Source organism: Nocardioides sp. Z21_20, assembly GCF_059766585.1.
On record NZ_JCBAJX010000018.1, the window covers coordinates 21,033 to 40,252 of the forward strand.

21 protein-coding genes are annotated in these 19,220 nt (G+C 70.5%); 12 read left to right on the forward strand and 9 right to left on the reverse strand.

Features of this window, described 5'->3' with window-relative positions; genetic code table 11:
* Positions 1–173 precede the first annotated feature (173 nt).
* The 6 genes from cspE to AC6EH9_RS18840 all read left to right on the forward strand — a co-directional run bounded on the left by cspE (position 174) and on the right by AC6EH9_RS18840 (position 3,905).
* A complete protein-coding gene (gene cspE, locus AC6EH9_RS18815; protein ID WP_028636594.1) occupies positions 174–377 on the forward strand; it encodes a transcription antiterminator/RNA stability regulator CspE in 204 nt (67 codons plus the stop codon).
* Between the two features lie 204 nt (positions 378–581).
* Complete coding sequence (locus tag AC6EH9_RS18820; protein ID WP_498425209.1) at positions 582–746, forward strand: hypothetical protein; 165 nt, start codon at positions 582–584, stop codon at positions 744–746.
* Positions 747–869: 123 nt separating this feature from the next.
* Positions 870–1,163 carry a metal-sensitive transcriptional regulator gene (locus AC6EH9_RS18825; RefSeq protein ID WP_498425210.1) on the forward strand — a complete coding sequence of 98 codons (294 nt, stop codon included), beginning with the start codon at positions 870–872 and terminating at the stop codon, positions 1,161–1,163.
* Between the two features lie 31 nt (positions 1,164–1,194).
* Positions 1,195–1,401 carry a heavy-metal-associated domain-containing protein gene (locus AC6EH9_RS18830; protein ID WP_498425211.1) on the forward strand — a complete coding sequence of 69 codons (207 nt, stop codon included), beginning with the start codon at positions 1,195–1,197 and terminating at the stop codon, positions 1,399–1,401.
* A gap of 22 nt (positions 1,402–1,423) precedes the next feature.
* Positions 1,424–1,630 carry a DUF2613 family protein gene (locus tag AC6EH9_RS18835; protein ID WP_498425212.1) on the forward strand — a complete coding sequence of 69 codons (207 nt, stop codon included), beginning with the start codon at positions 1,424–1,426 and terminating at the stop codon, positions 1,628–1,630.
* A complete protein-coding gene (locus AC6EH9_RS18840) occupies positions 1,623–3,905 on the forward strand; it encodes a heavy metal translocating P-type ATPase (RefSeq protein WP_498425213.1) in 2,283 nt (760 codons plus the stop codon). The genes AC6EH9_RS18835 and AC6EH9_RS18840 overlap by 8 nt, the downstream gene beginning before the upstream one ends.
* 108 nt (positions 3,906–4,013) lie before the next feature.
* On the opposite strand, the gene AC6EH9_RS18845 is transcribed toward AC6EH9_RS18840, so the two are convergent.
* Positions 4,014–5,105 carry a hypothetical protein gene (locus tag AC6EH9_RS18845; RefSeq protein WP_498425214.1) on the reverse strand — a complete coding sequence of 364 codons (1,092 nt, stop codon included), beginning with the start codon at positions 5,103–5,105 and terminating at the stop codon, positions 4,014–4,016.
* A gap of 42 nt (positions 5,106–5,147) precedes the next feature.
* Between AC6EH9_RS18845 and AC6EH9_RS18850 the strand changes: the two genes are divergently transcribed.
* The 5 genes from AC6EH9_RS18850 (at position 5,148) to pstB (ending at position 10,032) form a co-directional block, all read left to right on the forward strand.
* Positions 5,148–6,002, forward strand: a complete 855-nt coding sequence (locus AC6EH9_RS18850) for an NUDIX hydrolase (RefSeq protein ID WP_498425215.1) — start codon at positions 5,148–5,150, stop codon at positions 6,000–6,002.
* A 111-nt stretch (positions 6,003–6,113) separates the two neighbouring features.
* The gene (pstS, locus tag AC6EH9_RS18855) at positions 6,114–7,214 is read left to right on the forward strand and encodes a phosphate ABC transporter substrate-binding protein PstS (protein ID WP_498425216.1); all 1,101 of its coding nucleotides are present in this window, start codon (positions 6,114–6,116) and stop codon (positions 7,212–7,214) included.
* Positions 7,211–8,143 carry a phosphate ABC transporter permease subunit PstC gene (pstC, locus tag AC6EH9_RS18860; protein WP_498425217.1) on the forward strand — a complete coding sequence of 311 codons (933 nt, stop codon included), beginning with the start codon at positions 7,211–7,213 and terminating at the stop codon, positions 8,141–8,143. The genes pstS and pstC overlap by 4 nt, the downstream gene beginning before the upstream one ends.
* 1 nt (position 8,144) lies before the next feature.
* Complete coding sequence (pstA, locus tag AC6EH9_RS18865; protein ID WP_498425218.1) at positions 8,145–9,221, forward strand: phosphate ABC transporter permease PstA; 1,077 nt, start codon at positions 8,145–8,147, stop codon at positions 9,219–9,221.
* Positions 9,222–9,252: 31 nt separating this feature from the next.
* Positions 9,253–10,032, forward strand: a complete 780-nt coding sequence (gene pstB / locus AC6EH9_RS18870) for a phosphate ABC transporter ATP-binding protein PstB (RefSeq protein WP_498425219.1) — start codon at positions 9,253–9,255, stop codon at positions 10,030–10,032.
* 54 nt (positions 10,033–10,086) lie between these two features.
* Here pstB and AC6EH9_RS18875 read toward each other — a convergent pair whose 3' ends face one another.
* A complete protein-coding gene (locus AC6EH9_RS18875) occupies positions 10,087–10,554 on the reverse strand; it encodes a hypothetical protein (protein WP_498425220.1) in 468 nt (155 codons plus the stop codon).
* Positions 10,555–10,636: 82 nt separating this feature from the next.
* Between AC6EH9_RS18875 and AC6EH9_RS18880 the strand changes: the two genes are divergently transcribed.
* A complete protein-coding gene (locus AC6EH9_RS18880) occupies positions 10,637–11,446 on the forward strand; it encodes a response regulator (RefSeq protein ID WP_498425221.1) in 810 nt (269 codons plus the stop codon).
* A gap of 65 nt (positions 11,447–11,511) precedes the next feature.
* Here AC6EH9_RS18880 and AC6EH9_RS18885 read toward each other — a convergent pair whose 3' ends face one another.
* The 7 genes from AC6EH9_RS18885 to AC6EH9_RS18915 all read right to left on the reverse strand — a co-directional run bounded on the left by AC6EH9_RS18885 (position 11,512) and on the right by AC6EH9_RS18915 (position 19,207).
* Entirely contained in the window at positions 11,512–12,162 is a 651-nt protein-coding gene (locus AC6EH9_RS18885) for a TasA family protein (RefSeq protein WP_498425222.1), read from the reverse strand.
* 237 nt (positions 12,163–12,399) lie between these two features.
* A complete protein-coding gene (locus AC6EH9_RS18890; protein WP_498425223.1) occupies positions 12,400–13,416 on the reverse strand; it encodes a signal peptidase I in 1,017 nt (338 codons plus the stop codon).
* Positions 13,417–13,520: 104 nt separating this feature from the next.
* Complete coding sequence (locus AC6EH9_RS18895; protein ID WP_498425224.1) at positions 13,521–14,129, reverse strand: TasA family protein; 609 nt, start codon at positions 14,127–14,129, stop codon at positions 13,521–13,523.
* A 314-nt stretch (positions 14,130–14,443) separates the two neighbouring features.
* Positions 14,444–15,445 carry an inorganic phosphate transporter gene (locus AC6EH9_RS18900; protein ID WP_498425225.1) on the reverse strand — a complete coding sequence of 334 codons (1,002 nt, stop codon included), beginning with the start codon at positions 15,443–15,445 and terminating at the stop codon, positions 14,444–14,446.
* A 3-nt stretch (positions 15,446–15,448) separates the two neighbouring features.
* On the reverse strand, positions 15,449–16,066 hold the full coding sequence (locus AC6EH9_RS18905) for a DUF47 domain-containing protein (protein WP_498425226.1): 618 nt from the start codon (positions 16,064–16,066) through the stop codon (positions 15,449–15,451).
* Positions 16,067–16,151: 85 nt separating this feature from the next.
* Entirely contained in the window at positions 16,152–18,338 is a 2,187-nt protein-coding gene (locus AC6EH9_RS18910; protein WP_498425227.1) for an RNA degradosome polyphosphate kinase, read from the reverse strand.
* 125 nt (positions 18,339–18,463) lie between these two features.
* Positions 18,464–19,207 carry a hypothetical protein gene (locus AC6EH9_RS18915; RefSeq protein ID WP_498425228.1) on the reverse strand — a complete coding sequence of 248 codons (744 nt, stop codon included), beginning with the start codon at positions 19,205–19,207 and terminating at the stop codon, positions 18,464–18,466.
* Positions 19,208–19,220: the final 13 nt, after the last annotated feature.

Genomic DNA, 19,220 nt, shown 5'->3' on the forward strand with positions numbered 1-19,220 from the left:
CAGTCCTGCAACAGGTGCAAGTTCCAGAACGGCTGACGCCCGCGGAGTTTGTGATCCAACGGCGTTTCTGCTTCGTGGGCCTCAACAACTCACGTAGTCGGAGCGACGTGTCACCGCATCTTTTGTGGGTCTTCGAAGTGAAGGCTCTCGCCCCGACTAAGGAGTATTGAGCAATGGCTCAGGGCACCGTGAAGTGGTTCAACGCCGAAAAGGGTTTCGGCTTCATCGCGCAGGAGGACGGCGGCGACGACGTCTTCGTGCACTACTCGGCGATTCAGTCGCAGGGCTACAAGTCCCTCGACGAGAACCAGAAGGTCGAGTTCGACGTCACCCAGGGCCCCAAGGGTCCCCAGGCGGAGAACGTTCGCGCCATCTGATTGCGGATCGCGCCGGACAGCACCTGTCCGACGACTGACGACGAGGCCTCACCTTCGGGTGGGGCCTCGTTGCCGTTCCGGGCGCCCGCGTCCCCTGTTCGGGGCAAAATCGCGGGTGTCTGGTTTCGTGCGCGCGCGGCGGGGGCATCGTTGTTCCGACGGGGGGCGTCCTCCCTTTTTGACCCTGCCCCCAAGGAGCCTCGCGTGCACGACCAGTTCGACGTCACGCTCGAAGACGGCGTCCTGCTCGGTGAGGTGGAGTTGACCACCAACCTGATCATCGCGGCGAGTGAGGCCGACGGCCCTCTCACGCCCGAGGCGATCGACGACATCCTGGGTGTCGCCCCCGAGCCCGACCCGCCCAGCTGACCCTCCGACGTACCCGACCGACCCGGCAGCAGTGCTCAGGCACCCTGTCGGGTCGCCTGCATTTCGGGCCTCTCCGGGCTGCCCTCCACGTCGATATTTACCCTAGGGGGGTATGGTATTCACATGGCCGATCACCAGCACGGGTACGTCCCCAACAAGGACGACCACCTCAAGCGACTGCGCCGGATCGAGGGCCAGGCCCGCGGCATCCAGCGGATGGTCGAGGAGGAGAAGTACTGCATCGACATCCTCACCCAGATCTCCGCGATGACCCGAGCCCTGCACGCGGTCTCGATCAGCCTGCTCGAGGAGCACATGAACCACTGCGTCGTCGACGCGGCCCGCGCCGGAGACCGCGAGGCGCAGGAGAAGGTCAAGGAGGCCGTCGATGCCATCGCCCGGCTCGTCCGGTCCTGACGCCCGCCCCACCCACCACGAGGAGATCCCGATGAGCCAGTCCAGCACCTACACCGTCACCGGCATGACCTGCGGCCACTGCGTCGCCTCCGTCACCGAGGAGGTCCAGGAGATCCCCGGCGTCGAGTCGGTCGAGGTCGTCCTGGAGAGCGGACAGCTCACGGTCGTCAGCCAGGAGCCGGTCGAGCGCAGCGCCGTGGCGACTGCGGTCGAAGAGGCCGGCTACGCGCTCGCATGAGCGCCTCGCCCCGGCCCGATCGATGAGTACGCCGGTGCGGGTCGCGGCGTTCGTCGCCGGCCTGCTGCTCGCCTTCACCGCCGCCTTCGGGGCCGGGCGGGCGCTCGGGCCGCTCGAGGAGCCCAGCCAGCAGCGCACGCCCCAGCAGCACCAGCCGCAGCAGCACCAGCCGCAGGACCCGCAGCACCAGGACCCGCAGCACCAGCAAGGAAGCGGTCGCGATGACTGAGACCACCACCGGCCCGGGGCCCGACACCGCCCTCGAGCTGGCCATCAGCGGGATGACCTGCGCGTCCTGCGCCAACCGCATCGAACGCAAGCTCAACAAGCTCGAGGGCGTCACCGCCAGCGTCAACTACGCGACCGAGAAGGCGAAGGTCTCCTTCCCGCCCACGGTCACCACCGACCAGCTGCTGGCCACCGTCGAGGCGGCGGGCTACTCGGCGACGTTGCCTCCGCCGCCGCGCGAGGAGCGCTCCGCCGCCGGTGGCGCCCCGGCCGGAGACACCGTCGACGCCGGTGACCTCGAGGTGCTCGCCCTGCGCCAGCGGCTGATCATCTCGGCGCTGCTGAGCGTGCCGGTGATCGCGATGGCGATGGCCCCGCCGCTGCAGTTCACCAACTGGCAGTGGATCTCGCTGACCCTGGCCTCACCGGTCGTCGTCTGGGGCGCCTGGCCGTTCCACCGCGCCGCCTGGACCAACGCCCGCCACGGCAGCTCGACGATGGACACCCTGGTCTCGATCGGCGTCCTGGCGGCGTTCGTCTGGTCGCTGGTGGCGCTGCTGTGGGGCAGCGCCGGTCAGCCCGGGATGACTCATCCGTTCCGGTTCACCGTCGAGCGCGGAGACGGGCTCGCCAACATCTACCTCGAGGTCGCCACCGGGGTCACCACGTTCCTGCTGGCCGGGCGCTACTTCGAGAAGCGCTCCAAGCGTCAGGCGGGAGCCGCGCTGCGCGCCCTGCTCGAGCTGGGGGCGAAGGAGGTCGCCGTCCTGCGCGGAGCGCCCGGCGCGGAGCGTGAGGAGCTGGTCCCCGCCGACCTGCTCGCCGTCGGCGACCGGTTCGTGGTCCGCCCCGGCGAGAAGGTCGCCACCGACGGCGTCGTCGAGTCCGGGACCTCCGCCGTCGACGCCTCGCTGCTCACCGGCGAGCCCGTCCCGGTCGAGGTGGGGCCGGGCGACGCCGTGGTCGGGGCCACGGTCAACGCCGGCGGACGGCTGGTGGTGCGCGCCACCCGCGTCGGCTCCGACACCCAGCTCGCGCAGATGGCGCGCCTGGTCGAGGAGGCGCAGAACGGCAAGACCCAGGTGCAGCGCCTCGCCGACCGGGTCTCCGGCGTCTTCGTCCCGGTGGTGATCACGCTGGCGGTGGTGACCCTCGGCTTCTGGCTCGGCCTCGGCGAGGGCGCGACGGCCGCTTTCACCGCCGCCGTCTCGGTGCTGATCATCGCCTGCCCCTGCGCGCTCGGGCTCGCCACACCGACCGCGCTGATGGTCGGTACCGGCCGCGGCGCCCAGCTGGGCATCCTGATCAAGGGTCCCGAGGTGCTGGAGTCGACGCAGCGCATCGACACCGTGGTGCTCGACAAGACCGGCACCGTGACGACCGGCCGGATGGCGCTGGTCGACACCGTGGCCGCCGCGGGGGAGTCCGTCGCCCAGGTACGCCGTCTCGCGGCCGCCCTGGAGCAGGGCTCCGAGCACCCCGTGGCGCGGGCCGTGGTCGCCGGCGCCCTGGACGCGGGCGACGCGCTCGCGCCCGTCGAGGAGTTCGCCAACGTGGAGGGTCTCGGGGTCCGCGGCACGATCGAGGGTCATGCCGTGCTGGTGGGTCGCCCGCGGCTGCTCGCCGACTGGTCCCAGCCGCTGCCCGAGGACCTCGTCGCCGCCCTGGAGCGTGCCGAGGGCCAGGGCCGGACGGCGGTCGCGGTCGGCTGGGACGGCCGGGCGCGTGGCGTGCTCGTCGTCGCCGACACGATCAAGCCGACCTCCGTCGAGGCGGTCGAGCGCCTGCGCGGCCTGGGTCTGGAGCCGGTGCTGCTCACCGGTGACAACGAGCGCGCGGCCCAGGCGATCGCCGCCGAGGTCGGCATCGAGCGCGTCATCGCCGGGGTGCTGCCGGCCGAGAAGGTCGACGAGGTCAAGCGCCTGCAGAACGAGGGGCGGGTGGTGGCGATGGTCGGGGACGGGGTCAACGACGCCGCCGCGCTGGCCCAGGCCGACCTGGGGCTGGCGATGGGTACCGGCGCCGACGTGGCGATCCAGGCATCCGACCTGACCCTGGTGCGCGGCGACCTGCGAGTCGCCGCGGACGCGGTGCGCCTCGCGCGTCGTACGCTCGCGACGATCAAGGGCAACCTGTTCTGGGCCTTCGCCTACAACGTGGCCGCGATCCCGCTGGCCGCCTCGGGCCTGCTCAACCCGATGCTGGCCGGGGCCGCGATGGCGCTGTCCTCGGTCTTCGTGGTCACCAACAGCCTGCGCCTGCGCCGCTTCAGCTGATCGCGCGCGCTGCGGGGTCGTGTGCCTGAGCACGCGCTGGGGCGCGGCGTGGGGCACACGACCCGGGCGGGCGGGGACCCGGGCTGGAGGGCCCGGGCTGGAGGTGGGTCAGCAGGTGGCGAAGAGCAGGGGGCCGGTGCTGAGGTCGGAGAGCACGTACTCGCCCTCGACCGGGGCCAGGTCGAGGACCACGCTGCGGCCCTCGGCGGTGGCGGAGGTGAGCTCGAAGCGGTCGCTGAAGTCGCCGCCCTGGCCCGGGGCGGGGCCGGTGGCCAAGGTGGCCCGGCTGTCGGCGTCGGAGCGGGCGCGTCCCTCGTCCTCCAGCGCGAGTACGGCGCGGACGGTGTCGTCGGGCTGCACCGACATCGCGAAGGCGGTGAGCGGGTGCACGCCACCGGCCGCCGTGACCAGCTCCGCGCCCTGGCCCTGGTCGGTCTCGTCGGCCTGAGACATCGCCAGCGAGCGGCAGGCCTGATCACCGGTGTAGACGACGGCCGAGAGCGGCTCGCCCGAGGGGCCGACGGCATCGTCGACGTCCTTCATCCCGGCCCCGTCGCCGCCCACGGCGTCCAGCGCCCGCTCGAGGTACGTCGCGGTGTCGGAGGTCAGCACCAACCGCTCGTCCTCGAGCAGCGCGACGTGCTGCAGCTCGGGGGTGAGCGTCCCGCCGATCCGCGCGACCACCTCGGGGCCACCGCCCCACACGCCGTCGTCGTTCTTGGGGGCGGCGTAGCCCAGCGACTCCAGGTTCTCGCCGAGCTCGTCGAAGTCGGTCGCCTCGGGCAGCCGCATCGTCACCAGCGCGCCGTCCGCGGACTGGCTGAACGCCTCCCACTCCACGGTGGCGGGGGAGAAGCCGAACTCCTCCTGCATGGTCACCGCCGAGGCCACCAGCGCGGTGCTGGAGGTCAGGTCGCGCTCGAAGCCACGGTCGAGGAACCGCTGGGTCTGCTCGGCGTCGAGGGGCGGCGCGTCCACGCCCAGCTCCTCGCGCACCGCCTGCCAGTCGGTCCAGGCCAGGCGCAGCGTCCCCGTCGGGGCCATCGCCACCGCGCGCTCCAGCTCGGTGCGCTGCGACTCGCGCCACCACCCCCAGGCGACCAGGGCGCCCCCGACGAGGGCGAGGACGGCCACCACGGCGACGGCCGCCAGCGTCGTGCGCCGGGTCATCCGGGAACGGACGGCACGGAGTGCGCGCACGGGTTGCTCCTGTCGTTGCGAGAGTGGTGTGAGACTAGCGCCATGAGCCTGGAGATCGTCTCGGCCGGAGCGGTGGTCACGCGCAGGGGCCGCGAGGTGCTGCTCGTGCATCGGCCGCGCTACGACGACTGGTCCTTCCCCAAGGGCCACGTCGACCCGGGGGAGCACGCCACCACCGCGGCGGTGCGCGAGGTGCTCGAGGAGACCGGCCTGGGCGTCCGGCTCGGGCCCCCGCTGAGCGACCAGCACTACCCGGTCGGCGGGCGGCCGAAGACCGTGCACTACTGGGTCGGCCGGGTGGTGGGCGACGACGACGTGAGCGGCTACACCGCGAACGACGAGATCGACCGGGTCGCGTGGTTGGACCACGACGCCGCGCTGCAGCGGCTGACCTACGGCTACGACCGCGACACGCTGCGTGAGTCGGTGCCGCTGCGCAAGCGCTCCTACCCGCTGGTCGTGCTGCGCCACGGCAAGGCGTTCCCCCGCAAGCAGTGGACCGGCGACGACCGGCGCCGCCCGCTCGCCGAGGCCGGCGCGCACCAGGCCTGTGCCGTCGTCCCCATCCTGGAGGCCTACGGCGTCGAGCGGGTGGTCACCTCGAGCAGCACCCGGTGCGTGCAGACGGTCGAGCCCTACCTGCGCGCCCACGGCCTGGTGCCCGCGGCGTACGACGGGCTCAGCGAGGAGGGCGCCACCGCCCAGAGCGTCGCCGGCGCGGTCGCGGAGCTGCTGGTGGCCGACGACGCGTCCGTGCTGTGCACCCATCGCCCGGTCCTGCCGGCGGTGTGGGAGGCGCTCGGGTTGCCCGCGGCGCAGCTCGAGCCCGGGGCCATGCTGGTCGCCCACCACCGCCACGACCGGGTGGTCGCCACCGAGGTGCACCAGGTGGAGTGAACCGAATGCTCCGCCATGTTCACCCCTCGTTCACCCGCGTCACCGGGTCCGGACACCTGGCCTGTCTACCGTCCTGAGCGTCAGCAGTCTCGACGTTCTCAGGAGTAGTAAGTGACGATCACTTCGTTCCGCCGGGCCGTGGTGCCCGGACTCGCCGCCCTGGCCCTGGCCGTGTCCGGCTGCAGCGCGTCCAACGAGGGCGGCTCCGCCGAGGCGGACGACGCGCCGAGCCTGTCGGGCACCCTCAGCGGCGGCGGCGCGAGCTCGCAGGAGGCGGCGCAGGGGGTGTGGCGCGCCGGGTTCCAGGAGGCCAACCCCGACGCGACCGTCAACTACGACCCGATCGGCTCCGGCGGCGGCCGTGAGCAGTTCGTCTCCGGCGGCCTGCCGTTCGCCGGCTCCGACTCCTACCTCGACGACGACGAGGGCGAACTCGCCGCAGCCAAGGAGCAGTGTGGCAGCGACCCGATCGAGATCCCGAACTACGTGAGCCCGATCGCCGTCATCCACAACGTCGAGGGCGTCGACGAGCTGAACCTGGACGCGGCGACCATCGCCGGCATCTTCGCCGGCACCATCACCCGCTGGGACGACCCGGCGATCACCGCGACCAACCCCGGCGTCGACCTCCCTGCCGAGGCGATCACCGCGGTGCACCGCTCCGACGAGTCCGGCACCACGGAGAACTTCACCCACTACCTCGCGACGGTGTCGCCCGAGGTCTGGACGTACGGCGAGGTCGGCGACTGGCCGATCGAGCAGGGCGAGGGCGCCAGCGGCACCTCGGGGGTGGTCTCCGCGGTGTCGCGCGGCACCAACAGCATCGGCTACGCCGACGCCAGCCAGGCCGGCGAGCTGGGCACCGTCCAGGTCCAGGTCGGTGACGAGTTCGTCGGCCCGACCGCCGAGGCTGCGGCCAAGATCCTCGAGGTCTCGCCGCGGGTGAAGGGCCGCGCGGAGGTGGACATGGCCTTCGACCTCGACTACGACACCGACGCGGCCGGCGCCTACCCGATCGTGCTGACGTCGTACCTGCTGGCCTGCCAGACCTACGCCGACCCGGCCACCGCCGAGCTGGTCAAGGGCTACCTCGGCTACGTCGTCAGCGACGAGGGCCAGCAGGCCGCAGCCGAGAGCGCCGGCTCCGCTCCGCTGTCCGCGGCGCTGGCCGAGGAGGCCCGCGGCATCGTCGAGGCGATCAGCGTCACGTGATCGACACCGAGCCACCTCCTGCCGCGGCGCCCTCGCGCCGCGGTGACACCGTCTTCGCCGGGCTGACCAGCGCGGCGGCGTTCCTGATCCTCGCCGCGCTGACCGGTGTCGCGCTGTTCCTGCTGCTCGAGGGGATGCCGGCGGTGACCGCCACCGACGCGCAGCTCGGCGCGGACAACCTGCTCCTCTACGTCTGGCCGCTGCTGTACGGCACCCTGCTGGCGGCGGCGCTGGCGATGCTGATCGCGGCTCCGCTGTCGATCGGGCTGGCGCTGGTCATCTCGCACTACGCGCCGCGCCGGCTGGCCCGGCCGATCGGCTACCTGGTCGACCTGCTCGCCGCGGTGCCGTCGGTGGTCTACGGGCTGTGGGGCATCGAGTTCTTCGGGGCCCACCTGGTGGGGGTCTACGGCTGGCTCCACGAGCGGCTGGGCTTCCTGCCGTTCTTCGAGGGGCCGCCCTCGACGACCGGCAAGACCATCCTCACCGCCGCGATGGTGCTGGCGATCATGGCGATGCCGATCATCACCGCCATCTGCCGCGAGGTGTTCGCGCAGACCCCGCGGCTGCACCAGGAGGCCGCCCTGGCCCTGGGCGCCACCCGCTGGGAGATGATCCGGCTGACCGTCTTCCCCTACTCCCGCTCCGGGGTGATCTCCGCGATCATGCTCGGGCTCGGACGCGCGCTGGGCGAGACGATGGCCGTCGCCATGGTGCTCTCGGCCACGGGCGTGGTCACGGTCAACCTGATCTCCTCGGTCAACCCCTCGACCATCGCCGCCAACATCGCGCTGCAGTTCCCCGAGGCATCGGGGATGAAGGTCAACGTGCTGATCTTCAGCGGGCTGGTGCTGTTCCTGGTCACCTTCGTCGTCAACTTCACCGGCCGCTGGATCGGCTCGCGCGGCCAGCTCACAGGAGGTCGCTGAGATGAGCGTCGTCGCCACCGAGCCGGACGCCGTCCCGCGCGCCCCGGTCTCCCTGGTCCAACCGCAGCTGCCCCGCTCCGCGCCGCTGCTGGTCGCCGTACCGGCGCTGGCGTCCGCCGGGCTGGTCGCGCTCCTCCTCGGCTGGGGTCTGGTCGGGACGCTGTTCCTGGCGGCCGGCCTCCAGATCACGGCGCTGCCGATCTGGTCGCGCGCCGTGGAGGGGCGCCGCCGGGCCGCCGACCGGTTGGCGACCAGCCTGATCTGGTCCGCCTTCGCGCTCGCGATGCTCCCGCTGGTGACGCTGCTCTGGCAGGTCGTCTCGCGCGGCGTGCCCGCGCTGTCCGCGGAGTTCTTCACCGCCTCGATGCGCAGCGTGGTCGGTGAGGGCGGCGGCATCTACCACGCGATCATGGGCACCCTGATCATCACCGGGTGGGCCGCGCTGATCTCGGTGCCGGTCGGGGTGCTGGCCGCGGTCTACCTGGTGGAGTACGGCGCGGGCAGCCGCCCGGCGCGCCTGGTCACGTTCCTGGTGGACGTGATGACCGGGATCCCCTCGATCGTGGCGGGACTGTTCGCCTACGCGCTGTTCGCGCTGATCTTCGGGCCGGGCGTCCGGATGGGCATCGGCGGCGCCGTCGCGCTGTCGGTGCTGATGGTCCCGATCGTGGTGCGCGCCACCGAGGAGATGCTCAAGCTGGTGCCCGACGAGCTGCGCGAGGCCTCGCTCGCGCTGGGTGTGCCGAAGTGGCGCACGATCACCAAGGTGGTGCTGCCGACCGCGATGGGCGGCATCGTCACCGGCGTGATGCTGGCCGTGGCGCGGGTCGCCGGCGAGACCGCGCCGCTGCTGATCATCGCAGGGAAGACCGACTCGCTGAACCTCGACGCCTTCCACGAGCGGATGGCGACGCTGCCCGTCTTCATCTACTACTCCTACATGCAGCCCGGGATCCCGCCCGAGTTCGGCCGCGAGCGTGCCTGGGGTGCGGCGCTGGTGCTCATCGCGATCGTGATGGGCCTGAACCTGCTCGCCCGCCTCATCGGCTCGCGCTTCGCGCCCAAGTCCGGCCGCTGACCCCCGACCCACCGAAAGCGAACCCCACGACATGGCCAAGAGCATCGACGTCAGCGACCTCGACATCTACTACGGCGACTTCCTCGCGGTGCAGGGGGTGAACATGACCATCCCCGCCCGTTCCGTGACGGCCTTCATCGGCCCGTCCGGGTGCGGCAAGTCGACCTTCCTGCGCTCGCTGAACCGGATGCACGAGGTGATCCCCGGCGCGCGGGTCGAGGGGAAGGTCGTCGTGGACGGCCAGTCCCTCTACGACCCCGGCGTCGACCCGGTCGCCGTACGCCGCCAGATCGGGATGGTCTTCCAGCGGCCCAACCCGTTCCCGACCATGTCGATCTACGAGAACGTGCTGGCCGGCAACCGACTCAACGCCCGGCGGATGAAGAAGTCCGAGGCGGACACCATCGTGGAGCGCTCGCTGCGCGGGGCCAACCTCTGGCTCGAGGTCCGCGACCGCCTCGACAAGCCCGGCGGCGGGCTCTCGGGAGGCCAGCAGCAGCGGCTGTGCATCGCCCGGGCCATCGCGGTCGAGCCGCAGGTGCTGCTGATGGACGAGCCCTGCTCGGCGCTCGACCCGATCTCGACGTCCGCGGTGGAGGACCTCATCCACGAGCTGAAGAGCGACTACACGATCGTGATCGTCACCCACAACATGCAGCAGGCGGCCCGGGTCTCCGACGACACCGGCTTCTTCAACCTCAAGGCCACCGGCCGGCCGGGGCAGCTGGTGGAGTTCAACCCGACGAAGAAGGTGTTCTCCAACCCCGAGCACCCGTCGACCGAGGCGTACATCTCCGGGCGGTTCGGCTGAGGGCTGAGGAGCCACAGCCCTCAGCCGCGGAGTCAGCGCGAGTGCGCCCGGTACTCAGAAGCTGCCGTCGCGATCCATGACGCGGCAGGTGATGTCGCGTGAGGTCCACTCCGGGCCGGTCCAGCGACCCAGGAGGGGCTGCGCCACCACCCGCCAGATGGTGCCGATCTTGTTGTCAGGGTCGATTGTTTCCGCGAAAGAGACGGTTCGGCTCGCGGCGGTCTTGGTCGCCACGGGCGTCGTGCCGCGGTAGAGCGTGTAGCGGAACGTTGTACCCACCGGGTACGTGCCAGTGACAGTGACATTGAGATCGATCCCCTCGTGCACCTTCCAGCCCACCAGGGGCCAGCGACAGTAGTAGTCGCCGGTGCCGCTGGGGGTCGCCAGCGACGCAGTCCCGACCGCCTGCGAGACCGTGGCCCGGCCGGTGAACTTCGCCGAGGCGAGCTCCGGGACGACGAGCAGGCAGAACACGGCCAGCGCGAGACAGACCCCGCGGCGGACAGTGTCGAAGCGGCTCATGAGACAAGTGTCGCTTGGAGAGTTCAAGCGATTCGGCACGCAACCTCAAGAAACCAGCAAGATCAATGGCATCATCAGGGTCATGGGAACAGGGGGGACGGAGCAGCGCCGCGCGGTCGTCATCGAGGACGATGCCGACATTGCCGCTCTCGTGGAGTTCGCGCTGATCTCCCAGGGTTTCGAGGTGACCACCGTCAGTGACGGGCTCAGGGGCGTGGAGACGGTGCGTGAGCTCGACCCCGACCTGATCACCCTCGACGTGGGCCTGCCGGGGATCGACGGCGTGGAGGCCTGTCGGCGCATCCGCACCATCACGGACGCCTACATCATCATGGTCACCGCGCTCAGCGACGAGATCGACCGCCTGATCGGGCTGGAGACCGGCGCCGACGACTACCTCGCCAAGCCGTTCAGCGTCCGCGAGCTCAAGGCCCGGGTCAACGCGATGTTCCGTCGGCCCCGGCGCGGGCCGGGTTCGCCGTTCGCGACCGTGGAGCCACCGGTCCCGGCATCGGCCGCGCTGCCCGCAGTGGCGGAGGCCGCCCGGCCGGCGGTCGTGGTCAGCGAGCGGATCCCCGAGGGCCACGAGGTGCTGCGCCACGGCCTGCTCACCCTCGACGTGGACGGCCACCGGGCCATGTGCGGGGACCAGGAGGTGGCGCTGACCCCCACCGAGTTCGGGCTGCTGGCGACGCTGATGCGCTCCCCGGCGCGGGTGTGGTCGCGCGAGGCCCTGCTGCGTGAGGTCTGGGGCGATGTGTGGACCAGCGAGACACACCTGGTCGAGGTACACATGGGCAACCTGCGCCGCAAGCTGGGCGAGGGGCGGGGCACGTCCCGCTTCGTGCGCACGGTGCGCGGCGTCGGCTACCGCATGGAGACCGTGGGCTGACCCGCGACGTACGACGAGCCCGCCCTCGAGGAGGGCGGGCTCGTCTGTGGTTCCGGTGGGACCGGTCAGAGGTTCGTGCCGGTGCGCTGGTGGGCGACGAAGTCGAAGCTCAGGTTGGCGGCCGCGTTCTGAAGCTTGTTGTCCGCGACGTCGTTGCCGGTGCTCAGGAAGGTGAACGTCACGCCGAGGTTCAGCTGACGGCTGGAGCCGTTGAGGCTCGCCTCGAGCATGGTGCCGGGGAGGGTGATCCCCTTGAAGACATCCTGGTCCTTGAGGATCTCGGTGACGGTCCCGGGGGCTGCCGTCGTGCCGCACCGCAGGGTCTTGTTCTCGAGCACCCACGGGACGCTGCAGGTCCGGACGCTGGCCTGCAGCTGCTTGACCAGGTCCGCGCCGGCGCCCTTGGTCGAGGTGGCCGTGGTCTTGATGTCGAGCGAGCCGAACTTCTCGTCGTCGGCGCCCCGGGCCAGGTTGACCTTGCGCTGGAACGAGTCGCCGGGAACCATCCCGCCGATGGCGCCCAGGTTCTCGGTCCCCTCCTCGACGCCGTTCATGCTGAGCGTGATCGTGCCGGAGTCGACGGCCTGGGCCGCGGTCGTGGTGGACGTGAACGCACCGAAGGTGCCCAGTCCGGCAACGCTGATCGCGCCACCGACGAGCACGGTGGAGGCGAGGATCTTGATGGTGGTGGCCTTGGAGGTGGCGGTCTTCAGCATCGGACTTATTCCTTCTGGTGGGGACCAACCGCGGGTGGGTCGGTCGTTCTGTTATGACCAGAACTCTGCTCCATGCACCTCAAGTCCGGCTGCGGCTGCTGTGCAGGAAACCCTCAAGGAAGCTGCAAGGAGCCCGCGCCCAGCCTCAACGCCGCCCAGCCGGCGTGCCCGAATAGGCGAGGACCGGGCCAGCGTGGTGCGTGCTGGCCCGGTCCGGGTGCGGATCGAGGGGGCGGATCAGGCGCTCTGGTGATCCGCGAGGTACGTCGCGAGGGCCTCGTCGGCGCGGGCCACGGCCTGGGGCAGCTCCTCGGCGATGGCACGTGCCGCGGTCACGTCCTGGCGGCGGACGTTGAGCTCGATGACCTCGGCCAGGCCCTGCAGCTCGCGGGTGCCGACGGTGCTCGAGGAGACCTTCAGGCTGAGCGAGGCCTCGAGGGCTCCGTCCAGGTCGTCGGCGGCCAGGGCGGCCGTGATCCGGTCCAGCCGCTGGGGGAGCATCTCCTGGTAGCGGTGGGCGAAGACCGCGACGAACTCCTCGTCGTCGACGTCGATGGCCAGGCGCTGCAGCGCGGCGTCGTCCAGGGTGTTGGGGTGGAGGGGCACCGCAGCGGACACGTCGTTCTCCTCGTCGTCCGCCTTCGCAGGCTTCCAGATCAGGATGAGGCCCAGGAGGATCAGGGCGCCCAGGGCTCCCCAGAACACCACGTCCTGGACGATGGGGGTGCGCAGTGCGCGGATGACCTTGCCGAGACCGGGCACGACGTACTCCGTCTTCCAGACGACGTCGTCTTGGAGGATCGCGGTCCACGGGTCGACGCCGTTGTTGGCGTCGCCCTTGGTCTTGATCGCGATGCGTCCGTCCTTCTTCTCGATCACCTTCGTGACCCGGTGGGTCTCGATCCGGTGGTCCTCGACGGGGATGTGGTAGGTGACCACGTCCCCGACCTCGACGGTCTCCGCGGCGTGCGGCACCGAGATGACGACGTCGCCGGGGTTGATCATCGGCGCCATGCTGCCGGTCAGCATGGTGATCGTGCGGTACCCGAACAGGTGCGGGCCGACGGCGAGACCGAGGAAGGTGATCAGGCAGGCGACGAGCAGCAGGTTGATCGTCAGCTTGCCCAGCTTGCGCAGGACCGACCCGAGGGTCGACCCGAGGGTCGACCCCGTGGACCGGGCGGGGGCGGCGCGGTGCGAGGGGGTGGTCACCACGTGGCCGCGGGTGCCGGGGAACTGGAGGACGTTGGTCATCTCGGGCTCCTTCTCAGTTCCGGTGGTCGGCGGGCGGGCTGGTGGCGGGTTGGATCAAGCAGGAGGGGCCGTCCACCCCCCACGGGGGACGGTCCCTACCGGGATCAGAGGTTGGTGGCGGCGCGCTGCGTGCCGTCGAACGTGAAGTTCACGGTGTCGCTCTTGTCCTGGAAGGCGTTGTCGGCCTCGCCCGGCAGCGTCATCGTCACGCGGAGGTGGGCGGTCTTGCCGGTGCCGTTGAGGGCCTGGGTGACGCCGGTCAGCGCACGGTTGGCGCCGATGACCGAACCGGTCAGCGCCGAGGTGGAGCCGGTGCAGGTGAGCTGCTTGGTGGCGGCGTTGAGCACCCACGCAGAGGTGCAGAGGTCGACGCTGAGCGTCATGCTGTGGGCGTTGCCGGTGGTGAGGATGGTGCCGTTCGACGTCGTGGTCAGCGTGACGCCGCCGAAGGTCTCGCTGCCGGTGCGGGTCAGCGTCACCGCGCGCTGGATGCTGTCACCGGGGACCATGCCGGTCGCCGCGATTCCGAGGCCCTGGGGGCCAGGCTTGGTGAGGTCCATCGTCACGGTGCCGGAGCTGACGGCCTGGTTGGCGGTGGTGGTGGAGGTGAACGCACCGAAGGTGCCCAGTCCGGCGACGCTGGCGGCTCCACCGACGAGGACGACCGAGGCGAGGATCTTGGCGGTGGTGGCCTTGGAGGCTGCGAGCTTCATGACTGGGTTCCTTTGCTTGGGTGACCAGCTTGTGTGCCGGTCGTTCTCGGTGTGAGCACTACTCTGCTCCGCCGATCTCAAGCGATCCGGTGGTTGTCCCTCACGAAATCCTCAAGGTAGATGCAAGGTCCGGGGGCCTTGGTGCTCGAGGGCGACCGTTCGGAAGGAAAACGCAGGGCGGATCCGCCGCTGCCACGCTCAGCGCCCCGTTCGGGGGCTCGCGTTTTCCTTCTGAACGGTCGCTGCTGCCCTCACGACGACGAAACGCCCAGCGCTCCACTCGGGAGCACTGGGCGTTTCGCCGACGAGCAGGGTCAGATGACCTCGAGGAAGAAGTGCGTGACGTAGTACGCGCCCGCAGCCACCGCGCCGGCGGCCGGGAAGGTCAGCACCCACGCGGTCAGGATCGACTTGGCCACGCCCCAGCGCACGGCGGAGAGCCGCTTGGTCGCGCCGACGCCCATCACCGCGGAGGTGATGGTGTGGGTGGTGGAGATCGGCGCCTCGAAGACGTAGGCCGTGGAGTAGAGGACCGACGCCGCGACACCCTCGGCGGCGAAGCCGCGCGGCGGGTCGAGGTGGATGATGCGGCGCCCGAGGGTGCGCATGATCCGCCAGCCGCCCGACCAGGTGCCCAGCGAGATCGCGGCGGCGGCCGCCATGATCACCCAGATCGGCAGGGGGTCACCGGGGTTGACGTACTCGCCGGTGAGCAGCGCCAGGAAGATGACGCCCATCGTCTTCTGGGCGTCCTGGAGGCCGTGGCCCAGCGCCATCGCCGCCGCGGAGGCGGTCTGCGCGAGCCGGAACCCGCGGCTCACCCGGTGCGGGTTCACCTTGCGGAACAGCCACATGATCGCCAGCATCGCGGCGAAGCCGAGCGTGAAGGCGACGACCGGCGACAGGATCATCGGGACGACGACCTTGTCGATGACCTTCGTCCAGTGCACGTAGGTGCCGGCCGCGAGCGCCGAGCCGACCAGGCCGCCGATCAGGGCGTGCGAGGACGACGACGGCAGCCCGTAGTACCAGGTGATCATGTTCCAGGTGATGGCGCCGATCAGGCCGGCCATCACGATCACCAGGCCATGGGTGCCGGTAGGCGGTGTGATGACCTCACTGACGGTCTGCGCGACCTTCTGCCCGAGGAATGCGCCGATGAAGTTCATCACCGCAGCCATCGCGAGTGCGACGCGGGGAGTGAGCGCCCGCGTCGACACCGAGGTGGCGATCGCGTTGGCGGCATCGTGGAAACCGTTGGTGTAGTCGAAGACGAGGGCAACGACGACAACCGCGATGATGATCGCGAGCTCCACCGGTCAGGACTCCTTGACGGCGATCTGCTCCACCGTGTTGGCCACCGTCTCGAAGCAGTCGATGGCCGACTCGAGCGACTCGACGATGTCCTTGAGCTTGAGCACCTCGAGCGACTTGAAGTCCCCCGAGAACAGGCGCGCCAGCGTGCGACGGTGCGTCTTGTCGCCGGTGTTCTCGAGGCGGTTGATCTCGATCCAGTACTCCTCGAGACCCTTCATCGCCTGCAGGCGCGGCATGGACTCCGCGGTCAGCTCGGCGCAGCGCTGGAGTACCTCGACGAGCGTCGAGAACTCCGGCATCAACTCCTGGACCTCGTAGAGGAGGATCAGGTCGACCGCCTCGTCCATCTCGTCCATGACGTCGTCGAGGCCCGAGGCGAGCGCGTAGATGTCCTCGCGGTCGAACGGCGTCACGAACGTGGTGTTGACCCGGCGGATGATGGCGTGCGTCGTCTCGTCGGCGGCGTGCTCGGCGTCGCGCATGCGGCGCGCGACGTCCTCTCGGTCGACACCGTCGCCGAGCATCTCGGCAAGCAAGCCGGCTCCGGTGACGAGGTGTTGTGCGGACTCGGTGAACAGGTCATAGAAGGACCCGTCGACCGGACGAAAACGAAAACCCACGTCGAACTCCTGATGAGGAGGATCTGAACGTCGATCATGCTAGGGGGTCCGCAGTCAGCCCACGCAACTCAGGGTCGTGTGACGCTCAACCCCTTCTGCGGCGCTGGCGCCGGATGAGCTCGTCCTGAAGGTGACAGCGGCCCTCGTTGCGCTGCCACGCGCCGGCGCTGTCGAGCAGCCACGCGTCGGTGCCGTCGTCGAAGGCCAGGTCCAGCATCTCGCCGAGGTGGGCCACATTGCGCTGGTCGGGGACCCGCACCAGGACCTCGACGCGACGGTCCAGGTTGCGGTGCATCATGTCGGCCGAGCCGATCCACGCCATCGGGTCCCCGCCGTTCTCGAAGTAGAAGACCCGGCTGTGCTCCAGGAAGCGGCCCAGGATCGAGCGGACCTCGATGTTCTCCGAGAGTCCGGGTACGCCGGGGCGCAGCGCGCAGATGCCGCGGACCAGGAGCTGGACGCACACCCCCTCCTGGGAGGCGAGGTAAAGCGCGTCGATGACCTTCTCGTCGACCACCGAGTTCGCCTTGAGCCGGATCCGCGAGGGCCGGCCCTCGCGGTGGTGGACGATCGCCTCGTGGATCTGGCGGACCAGGCCCGCGCGCACCGAGTCCGGGGCGACCAGGAGCTCGGCGTACTCGGCGTTGCGGGAGTAGCCGCTGAGGTTGTTGAAGAGGTGGGCGACGTCCTCGCCGATCGCCTCGTCGGCGGTGAGCAGGCCGAGGTCCTCGTAGAGCCGGGCGGTCTTGGGGTTGTAGTTGCCGGTGCCGATGTGGGTGTAGCGCCGGATGCCGTCGGGCTCGTCGCGCACCACCATCGACAGCTTGCAGTGGGTCTTGAGCCCGACCAGGCCGTAGACGACGTGGCAGCCGGCGTGCTCGAGCTTGCGGGCCCAGCGGATGTTGGCCTGCTCGTCGAAGCGCGCCTTGATCTCGACGATCACCAGCACCTGCTTGCCGGCCTCGGCGGCGTCGACCAGGGCGTCGATGATCGGCGAGTCGCCCGAGGTGCGGTAGAGCGTCTGCTTGATCGCCAGCACGTGCGGGTCGGCGGCGGCCTGCTCGACGAAGCGCTGCACCGACGTCGCGAACGAGTCGTAGGGGTGGTGCAGCAGGATGTCGCGGCGCCGGGTCGCCTTGAAGACGTCGACGGGGGAGGCCGACTCCACCTCGGCGAGCAGCGGGTGCGTGGTGGGCACGAAGGCGTCGTACTTGAGGTCCTCGCGGGGCAGGTCGGCGATGTCGTGGAGCCCCCGCAGGTCGAGCGGGCCGGCCAGGCGGTAGACCTCGTCGCGCTGCACGCCGAGCTCGGTGATCAACAGGTGCAGCACCGACGCGTCGATGTCGTCCTCGACCTCCAGGCGCACCGGGGGACCGAACTTGCGGCGCAGCAGCTCCTTCTCCAGGGCGGCCAGCAGGTTCTCGGCGTCGTCCTCCTCGACCTCCAGATCCTCGTTGCGGGTGACCCGGAAGCTGTGCACCTGGAGCACCTCCATGCCGGGGAAGAGCCGCCTGAGGTGCTCGCGGATGACGTCCTCGAGCGGCACGAAGCGCTGGTTGCCCACGGAGATGAACCGGTCGAAGATCGGCGGCACCTTGACCCGGGCGAAGTGCTCCTTGCCGGTCTCGGGGTTGCGCACCACCACCGCCAGGTTGAGCGAGAGCCCGGAGATGTAGGGGAACGGGTGCGCGGGGTCGACGGCGAGCGGGGTGAGGACCGGGAAGATCCGCTCCTTGAAGAGCTTCTTGCAGTCCTTCTGCTCCTCGCGGGTCAGGTCGGCCCAGCGGACCAGCTCGATGCCGTGCTCCTGGAGCGCGGGGATGATCTTCTCGCGGAACAGCAGGGCGTGGCGCCGGCTCAGGTCGGCGGTGATCGCGGAGATGCGGCGCAGCACCTCGCGCGGCAGCAGCCCGCTGGCCGCGCGGACCGCGACACCGGCGGCGATCCGGCGCTTGAGGCCGGCGACGCGGACCATGAAGAACTCGTCGAGGTTGCTGGCGAAGATGGCCAGGAACCGGACCCGCTCGAGCAGCGGCAGCGAGTCGTCCTCGGCGAGCTCGAGGACCCGCTCGTTGAAGTGCAGCCACGACACCTCGCGGTCGAGGAACCGGTCGTGGAACTGCTCCAGCGACGCCAGCTCCTCCGGGCCGGGGACGTACGGCGGCTCGATGTCGAAGGGGTCGGGCTCGATCCCGGCTGCGCTGTAGTCGGTCGCCCCCTCGTCGAGCAGCCCACCGACGTGGGCGGGGAGGGCGTTGGTGTCGCGGCTCATTCTTCGAGTGTGGCACCGCCGGGCGAAGAAGAAACCCGCCCGAGCAGGCACAAACTCACACTCCCACCCCGCCGAGTCGGCGTGAACTCGCGTTCGGAGGGCGTCGAGTCGGCGTGAGCTCGCGGTCAGCTGCGTCTCGGGATGAGGTACGACGCGAGGACGAGCGCGAGGGCGGCGAGGAGCACGGGCATCAGCGGGCCCACGATGTCGGCCTGCAAGGAGAGGGCGGCGGTGGCGGCGGCGTCGAGGTACGCGTTGTCGACGCTGCGCAGGAGATGAGGGAGCAGCAGGTAGCCCAGCACGGTGAGCACGACGGTGCCGACCAGCGCGAAACCGATGGAACGGGCGGCCTGACGCTTGGACGGAGCGCACAGGAAGCCCAGCACGAACGACGCGAGCGCGACGAGGACGGCGGCGTTGAAGGTCCACTCCCCGACGTCGCGCGCGTCGGCGTACTGAGCGTTCAGCTCGGGCGGCAGCGCGACGTACCGCTCGGTGTCGAGGGTGCGCAGTCGTTCGGCGAGCCCGTCTCGGCCGTTGCTCTCCAGCTGGCCGGCCAGGGAGGTCGTCAGCGGCTCGAGATCGAGGCGGCCGTCGGCGTCGATGCGGACCTGCTCGGCGGCGTCGCGGACCCGCTCGTCGCCGGCGACGGCGGTGATCCGTTCACGCTGCTGGGCGGTGAGCGGGCCGGTGTGGCGCTCGATGGCGGAGATCACCTGGTCGTCGAGCTCCTGGGTCTCCAGCGCGGCGACCAGCAGCGTCCCGGGGCGGTCGGGGTCCAGCACGGTCTGGTTGGCGACATGGGCGGCGAGCGCGATGGTGCCGGCGAACGCGCCGAGGGCGATCAGCAGCCCGGAGAGGAAACGCATGGGGGACAGGGTG